Origin of the sequence: Yoonia sp. (assembly GCF_017854415.1) — a bacterium.
Classification (GTDB): domain Bacteria; phylum Pseudomonadota; class Alphaproteobacteria; order Rhodobacterales; family Rhodobacteraceae; genus Yoonia.
This window is the reverse complement of record NZ_JAFMHR010000089.1, coordinates 1-7,708: the sequence shown is the minus strand read 5'-3', so window position 1 is coordinate 7,708 and position 7,708 is coordinate 1. Positions and strand designations below refer to the sequence as shown.

General features: G+C 55.6%; 8 protein-coding genes and 1 pseudogene. 6 read left to right on the top strand and 3 right to left on the bottom strand.

Annotation, left to right across the window (positions count from 1 at the left end; all coding sequences use genetic code 11):
• Positions 1-5: 5 nt before the first annotated feature.
• Positions 6-467, bottom strand: coding sequence for a DUF4174 domain-containing protein (locus QZ197_RS10810; RefSeq protein ID WP_296431947.1), 462 nt, complete (start codon positions 465-467; stop codon positions 6-8).
• Positions 468-568: 101 nt separating this feature from the next.
• Between QZ197_RS10810 and scpA the strand changes: the two genes are divergently transcribed.
• From scpA to QZ197_RS10780, 6 genes are read left to right on the top strand one after another with little or no spacing between them, the layout of a single operon-like run.
• Complete coding sequence (gene scpA / locus QZ197_RS10805; protein WP_296431945.1) at positions 569-2,695, top strand: methylmalonyl-CoA mutase; 2,127 nt, start codon at positions 569-571, stop codon at positions 2,693-2,695.
• A 9-nt stretch (positions 2,696-2,704) separates the two neighbouring features.
• Positions 2,705-3,301, top strand: a complete 597-nt coding sequence (locus QZ197_RS10800; protein ID WP_296431943.1) for a VOC family protein — start codon at positions 2,705-2,707, stop codon at positions 3,299-3,301.
• Positions 3,298-3,768, top strand: coding sequence for a GNAT family N-acetyltransferase (locus tag QZ197_RS10795; protein WP_296431941.1), 471 nt, complete (start codon positions 3,298-3,300; stop codon positions 3,766-3,768). Before QZ197_RS10800 ends, QZ197_RS10795 begins: the two co-directional genes overlap by 4 nt.
• A gap of 13 nt (positions 3,769-3,781) precedes the next feature.
• Entirely contained in the window at positions 3,782-4,462 is a 681-nt protein-coding gene (locus QZ197_RS10790; RefSeq protein WP_296431940.1) for a molecular chaperone DjiA, read from the top strand.
• Positions 4,459-5,457: an endonuclease/exonuclease/phosphatase family protein gene (locus tag QZ197_RS10785; protein ID WP_296431939.1), complete on the top strand. Its 999-nt coding sequence runs from the start codon at positions 4,459-4,461 to the stop codon at positions 5,455-5,457. Before QZ197_RS10790 ends, QZ197_RS10785 begins: the two co-directional genes overlap by 4 nt.
• A gap of 36 nt (positions 5,458-5,493) precedes the next feature.
• Complete coding sequence (locus QZ197_RS10780; RefSeq protein WP_296431938.1) at positions 5,494-5,871, top strand: AAA+ family ATPase; 378 nt, start codon at positions 5,494-5,496, stop codon at positions 5,869-5,871.
• On the opposite strand, the gene QZ197_RS10775 is transcribed toward QZ197_RS10780, so the two are convergent.
• On the bottom strand, positions 5,872-7,419 hold the full coding sequence (locus tag QZ197_RS10775; RefSeq protein WP_296431937.1) for a Ppx/GppA family phosphatase: 1,548 nt from the start codon (positions 7,417-7,419) through the stop codon (positions 5,872-5,874).
• Between the two features lie 37 nt (positions 7,420-7,456).
• Positions 7,457-7,708 (bottom strand): annotated as a pseudogene (locus QZ197_RS10770) (RNA degradosome polyphosphate kinase); the annotation flags it as partial.

The following is a 7,708-nucleotide window of genomic DNA, read 5'->3' as shown; positions in this document are numbered from 1 at the left end:
GTGCGCTATGGGGAAACCATGCGCCTGTCAGAAATCTCTTGCTGGCGCAGCGGCATTTTGTCGATGGACCGTGACAGTTCTCGCACACTCCAAGGTTCGGGTTTTCGCAAGGCGACGCGCCCGTCTTTACCAACCAGCGCCATCATATATCCGCGCGGGCGCAGCGTGGTGCGCACGTCTGACATCGTTTCATCATCCGTATCGACGATGATCATCACATCGCGTTCAGCCAATCGGTCCACTTCTGCTAAGATCAAATCCATCTGCTGCTGGAAGCGCGGATCACTTGGCGTGTCTGCAAAGACCACCAAAGGCCGGACCACCCAAGTCAGTTCGTCCAAATTAATCTCTGCCCCGTCAAAGACTTGCGTGCGGTCTTCGGTCCATCGCTCAAGGACCGTTTGGTCTTGTGCGGCTGCAGGCAGGGCGATCAGTGCGGCAAGCGCGATGTTCATCAATAACTTCATAACTCTGGATATAGCGGCGCTTGCGTCAAAAGCTAAGGGGCAAGTCGAAATGAGTTTCAACAAATTCGTGACCCCCTATCCTTTACCCCTCGGAGGACCCCATGTCTGATAAGAAAACCTGGGAAGAAATTGCCAAAAAAGAACTACGTGGCAAGCCTTTAGACACGCTGACATGGGATACGCTTGAAGGTATTCCCGTACGCCCGCTTTACACGGCCGAAGACACGGATGGATTGCCGCATATGGGCGGTATTCCCGGACAGTCGCCGTTTACGCGCGGTGTAAAGGCCACGATGTACGCAGGCCGCCCGTGGACGATCCGCCAGTATGCGGGTTTTTCTACGGCAGAGGAATCCAATGCGTTTTACCGCAAGGCGCTTGCGGCAGGGCAGCAGGGTGTATCAGTTGCATTCGATCTGGCCACGCACCGCGGGTATGATAGCGACCATCCGCGCGTTGAGGGCGATGTCGGCAAGGCTGGTGTCGCGATTGACAGCGTCGAGGACATGAAGATCCTGTTTGATGGCATTCCATTGGACAAGGTTTCTGTATCGATGACCATGAATGGCGCCGTGATTCCGATTTTGGCGAACTTTATCGTGGCAGGTGAAGAGCAGGGGCATCCGCGCAATGTGCTCTCTGGCACCATTCAAAACGATATTTTGAAAGAATTCATGGTCCGCAATACCTATGTGTACCCGCCGGAGCCATCGATGCGGATCATTGCGGATATCATTGAATATACCACCGACGAGATGCCGAAATTCAACTCGATCTCGATTAGCGGCTACCACATGCAAGAGGCGGGCGCGAATTTGGTGCAGGAATTGGCCTATACGCTGGCCGATGGACGTGAATATGTACGTACCGCCATTGCGCGGGGCATGGACGTGGATAAGTTTGCCGGTCGGCTAAGTTTCTTTTTCGCCATCGGCATGAACTTCTTTATGGAGGCCGCAAAACTGCGTGCCGCGCGCCTGCTTTGGTCGCGGATCATGGCCGAATTTGAACCCAAAGACCCTAAATCCTCGATGTTGCGGACGCACTGTCAGACATCTGGCGTGTCATTGCAGGAACAAGATCCCTACAACAATGTGATCCGCACAGCCTATGAAGCGATGAGCGCTGTTCTGGGCGGTACACAGTCGTTGCATACCAACGCATTGGACGAAGCGATTGCCTTGCCCACCGAATTCAGTGCCCGCATTGCCCGTAATACGCAGTTGATTTTGCAAGAAGAAACCGGCGTCACGAATGTCGTCGATCCATTGGCAGGGTCTTACTACGTTGAAAACATGACCCATGAATTGGCCGAGGCTGCTTGGGCTTTGATCGAAGAGGTCGAAGAATTGGGCGGCATGACCAAAGCGGTCGCATCCGGCATGCCCAAATTGCGGATCGAAGAAACCGCCGCAAAACGGCAAGCGGGCATCGACCGCGGCACCGAAGTTGTTGTCGGCGTGAACAAATACCGCAAGGACAACGAAGATCCGATTGATATTCTGGATATCGACAATGAGGCCGTGCGCCTGTCGCAAATCAAGCGGCTGGAGGCCACGAAAGCCGCGCGTGATGATGCGATCTGTCAGGCCACCTTGGACGAAGTGACCCGCCGTGCGCATGAAGGCGGCAACCTGTTGGAAGCCGCCGTTGAGGCGTCGCGCGCACGGGCCACTGTAGGAGAAATCAGTATGGCTATGGAAAAAGCATTCGGGCGTCACCGCGCCGAGGTAAAGACCCTCGCGGGTGTTTATGGCGCGGCTTATGAAGGCGATGCAGGCTTTGCCGCTATTCAGGCAAGTGTTGAAGACTTTGCCAAGGAAGAGGGTCGCCGCCCGCGCATGTTGGTCGTAAAGATGGGTCAAGACGGCCATGATCGCGGTGCGAAAGTGATCGCAACAGCGTTTGCCGATATTGGCTTTGACGTAGACGTTGGGCCATTGTTCCAGACCCCTGCCGAGGCAGCACAGGATGCGATCGACAATGATGTGCATGTGATCGGGATCAGTTCTCAGGCGGCTGGGCACAAGACGCTCGCGCCAAAACTGGTGCAGGCGCTCAAGGATGCTGGTGCGGATGATATCATCGTGATTTGTGGCGGCGTTATCCCGCAGCAGGACTATCAATTCCTTTATGACAGCGGGGTAAAAGCGATCTTTGGTCCGGGCACAAATATCCCGAAAGCCGCGCAAGACATCTTGGCGATCATTCGCGAAGCGCGCGCTTAAGGCATTACCATGCTCATTCTTGATCATCTCGCTGTTGCTTGCACGTCTTTGGAAGAAGGCACCGCTTGGGTCCAAGACCGCCTTGGTGTCGCGCTCCAACAAGGGGGGCAGCACCCGCGTTATGGCACCCACAACACGTTGTTAGGGCTAGCGGATGGGATTTACCTTGAGGTGATCGCAAAGGACCCCGATGCGACCCCCGAGGCGGGTCATAGCTGGTTCGATCTTGATCGTTTCTACAGCACGCCACGTTTGGCCAATTGGATTTGCCAGATTGAAGACATTGCGGCCGCTCCCCGCGTGGCTGGCGTTGCACGCGCGTTGACGCGGGGCGATTTAGCTTGGCAGATTACCGTGCCAGACGACGGCAGCTTGCCCTTTGGTGGGGCTTTTCCGACGTTGATCGAATGGGCGAAAGGCACGCGGCATCCAGCGTCTAAACTGGCGCAGAGTGGCTGCAAGTTATTGCAGTTTGAAATCGCGCATCCGTATGCGAACGAAATTGCTGACATGATAGTTTTGAACGACCCGCGTGTGCAAATGACGACAGGTGATTTTGCGATGCAGGCCACGTTCGAGACCCCGCATGGCGTTAGAACGCTGTGACGATCCGCGCTGCCATTCCCGCCGATGCCCCGCAAATCGCGGATATTTGGAACCATGCCATTCGCGTTACAACAGTCACCTTTAATCCCGTTGAGAAATCAAATGCCGAAGTGGCAGAACTGACTGCGCAAGACTGTTTGGTTTGGGAAGAAAAGGGGAATGTTCTTGGCTTTGCCCGCTATTTTCCTTTTCGGGGTGGGGAAGGGTACAGATTTACAGTTGAGCATACAATAATGCTGCATGCTGACGGACATGGTCAGGGTGGCGGGCGCGCCTTGATGCAGGCCCTTTTTGCAGATGCCAAAGCTGCTGGAAAACACACGATGTTTGCCGGATGTAGCGCCGAGAACACAGGCGCAGTACGTTTTCACGCCAAGCTTGGCTTTCAAGAGGTTGCAACGCTGCCCGAAGTGGGGTTCAAGTTCGGGCGTTGGATTGATCTGGTTTTGATGCAAAAAATCCTCTGAAAGGCGCCTATTCATGTCGATTTGGACGCGCATCGGTGAAGCGATTGCAGCGCTCGCCAAGGGAGAGAGCCTGTCAGAGGTCTTTGAAAAGCTGCGCGCGTCACCTGACCGGACCGTTGCTTTTACGATTGCTGTGATTGCCCTTGGCGCAAAAATGGCCAAGGCGGATGGGACCGTGACCAAAGACGAGGTGGTGGCATTCCGCGAGGTGTTCCTGATCCCCCGCGAAGAAGAGGCAAACGCTGCGCGTGTCTTCAACCTCGCGCGGCACGATGTGGCAGGCTATGATATCTATGCCCGCCGGATCAAAGCGATGTATGGCGAAGATGACCGCCCGCTATGCGATTTGCTGGAAGGGTTGTTCCACATCGCTGTCGCAGACGGAGTTTATCACCCCAAAGAGGATGATTTTCTGCACGAGGTTGCTGGCATCTTTGGCTTTGATGAGCGCCGATTCAAAGGTATCCGCGCACAATTCGTAGCCGAAGCTGACCGCGATCCGCATGATGTATTAGGTGTCGATCCGGATGCGCCAATGGACGAAGTCCGCGCCGCGTGGCGCCAGCTTGTACGCGAAACCCATCCTGATCAAATGATCGCGCGCGGTGTGCCGCAAGAGGCTGTCAAGCTGGCGGAACGCCGGATGGTCGCAATCAACCGTGCTTGGGAAGAAATCCAAGGCAAACGGGGATGAGGATCGCCACGTATAACGTCGAATGGTTTAACAGCCTTTTTGACGACGCGGGGCATTTGATTAACAACGACAGTTGGTCGTCGCGCTGGAATGTCACCAAGGCCCAACAAACCGCGGGATTGGGCGCTGTTTTTGGTGCGATGGATGCCGATGCCGTGATGATCATCGAGGCACCGGATACCAGTCCTCGCCGCAGCAGCATGAAAGCGCTTGAAGTCTTCGCCGAACACTTTGGCCTACGCGCCCGCGAGGCGATCACCGGTTTTACAAACCACACCCAGCAAGAAATCGCATTGCTCTACGATCCGGATGTGATGACTGCAGCGCATGATCCACGCGGCGATGAAACGGTTCCGCCGTTCAACACCGAAATCCGGATGGATGTTGATCTTGACGCGCATCCCGACCCGATCCGCTGGTCTAAACCGCCTTTGGAAGTGGCCGTGACCACCGCGTCTGGCCCTTTGCGGCTGATTGGCGTGCATGCCAAATCCAAAGCTCCACACGGCGCGCGCGATGATACCGAGGCCACGCGTATGTCCATCCAGAACCGGCGCAAGCAGTTGGCGCAATGCATTTGGTTGCGCAAGCGGGTGTTGCAGCATTTGGAAGCGAACGACGATTTGATCGTGTTGGGCGATTTCAACGACGGTCCGGGTTTGGATGAATATGAAAAACTGTTTGGACGTTCAGGCATAGAGATTGTCTTGGGCGAAGACGACACAGCACGCATGTTCGACCCTCATGCAAGGATGGTATTGGGGCGCAGGGTTGGCGCGATGCCTGCAACCGCGCGTTTCAAGCGCAAGGGCGAACCCTTTTTGCAGGCGCTTCTGGACTACATAATGGTGTCGCCTGGATTACATGCAAAGCAGCCCGCTTGGCAGATTTGGCACCCTTTCGATCACCCTGCTTGCTATGAAAATATCCTACTCCGCGAGGCGCTGTTGCTGGCGTCAGATCACTTCCCGGTCGTTCTGGACATTGACTTGTGATTTGAAATTGCGCGGCGACGTGCCTATCTATGCTTCATGAAACAGATTGTAATCCTGACCTTCGTCGCATGCTTGGGTGTATCGCCCGCGATTGCGCAAGAAGAAGTGGCCCCTGAAAGCCAAGACGGCTTCAGCCTCATGGAAGAAGGCGCTCGTATGCTAATGCGCGGCCTGATGACCGAGATGGAGCCCGCGATCACTGACCTGCGCGAAGGTCTAGAAGAGATGGGACCAGCGTTCACAGAATTCGCGCAATCGGTTGGTCCGGCTTTCGCAGAAATGCTTGATCAGGTCGATGATTTCCGCAATTACGACGCACCTGAATTCTTGCCCAACGGTGACATCGTCATTCGCCGCAAGCCCGATGCGCCGGCTTGGCAGCCTGACCCCGAAACAGGTGACGTCGAACTTTAGTTATTTGGTGAACTTGACGCTGCTTGTGGCACCCAAGACATTGGCCAGTCCAGCGAAACGTGCTTCGGCGACTTCTCCAAAAAGGGGACGGGCATGTTCGCTTAATTTCAATGTCAGCTCTGACGTTTTTGGGCGCCATTTCAGCGTGCCGGGCGCTTCTTCGGCGTTGACCCACAACATTGCGCCCAGCCGCATCGCTTTGCCCAGGACGACGGCTTCTTTGATTTGGGCCTCGTTCAGCATTGCAAACAGTGGATCAAACCGCGAATTGGCTGTTTTGCTGGTATAGCGGTTCATCAATGCGAGCCCCAGAAGGACGCGTTCATAGTGCTTGAGCCCGCCCAAATTTGCCCGTGTCGCGTTGTCAAATGTTACTTCGCCACGGTAATCGGGATGGGCGCGCCAACTGACGTCATGCAAGAGGCAAGCCGCCTTAATAATCCGTTGGCGTTGCCAGTTTGCGCGCGGAAACAGCGGCTTGACGAAATCATACAGGATCCGACCAAATCCAGGCAAGCGCGCGTCTTTGGCTTCGACAAAGCGGCACGCCTCTATCAATGGGTCGCGTTCGCGCAATTCGCGTGGCATCTGTTCATACAGCATACCTTCACGCAGACCGTAGGACGAAATTGCCACGTCCTTTGGTTTAAAGGTCCGCATCAGTTCTTTAAGGACAATTGTTGCCAGCGGGACCAGCGACATCCGGCTGTCCGAGATATTGCAGCGGCCACGTAGGTCTTGCAGGTCGGACTGGCGGATGTATTCGGCAGTCTTACTGATTTGACGCGAGGACATGCGGTATTCGTGCAAGACGGTCAGCGGATAGTTGCGCCGCTCCATATCGACCCGCGCAATCGCGCGCCACGATCCGCCCACAAGAAACAAACGCATCCCCGTTGAATTGCCCATTTCATCATGCAATGCTTCCATGGTTTCACGCACATAGGCTTTGACGGCTTTGCGCCCGCCTTTGATCTCGCGCAGCTTGAGCGGGCCAAGCGCTGACGTCAGGCGCCGCCCTACACGTCCTTCGGCAAGATCAGCCAACTCCATCGAAGAGCCGCCAATGTCGCACACCAAGCCGTAACTGCCGGGCCAACCCAGCAGCACACCTTGCGCGGACAGGCGCGCCTCTTCTTTGCCGTCGACGATCCAGATTTTGATACCTGTTTCGCGCAAGACATCTTCGCGAAATTCCGCGCCATCTGATGCTTCGCGTACGGCTGCCGTGGCCACCGCAGTAAGTGTGGGGATGCCCATACCTTCGGCAAGTGCTGCAAAGCGCCGGATTGCGGACAGGGCCCGTGTGCGGCCTTCGGGGCTAAGGCGGCCTGTTTGTGACAGTCCCGCGCCTAGCGCACACATGATTTTTTCATTGTAGAAATATGCGGGCGACCGCGCCGCGCCGTCAAACACAACCAAACGGACAGAGTTTGAACCGACATCGATCACGCCAACGCGCGAAAGGCCTTTGGCTGCTGCATCTTCAAACAAGGGACGCCCGAAAGGGCCCCAGTCAATGGTGTCCGTGTCTTGAAGTTGTGTCATGGATATCCCCGGCCACCGTTCCGCCGAAAGGTATCAATCAATCGTCGTCATGCGTCAACTGCGGCACATCAGATGCGCCCGCTGATCCGCGTCCTGAAAGGGATGGGTTTTCCATGAAAAAGCGGTGGCAGTTAAACGCAAATGCACCTTCTTCGATCGTCGCACGGGCAAAGCTGCCGTCTGCGGCCATCACCCAGCTTTGCGCAACGTCAGCCATATTTGCAGCCATGATCTGGCTGACAATCTGGGCTTTGACGGTCGCATTTTTGATTTCAACCAAAGTTTCGAC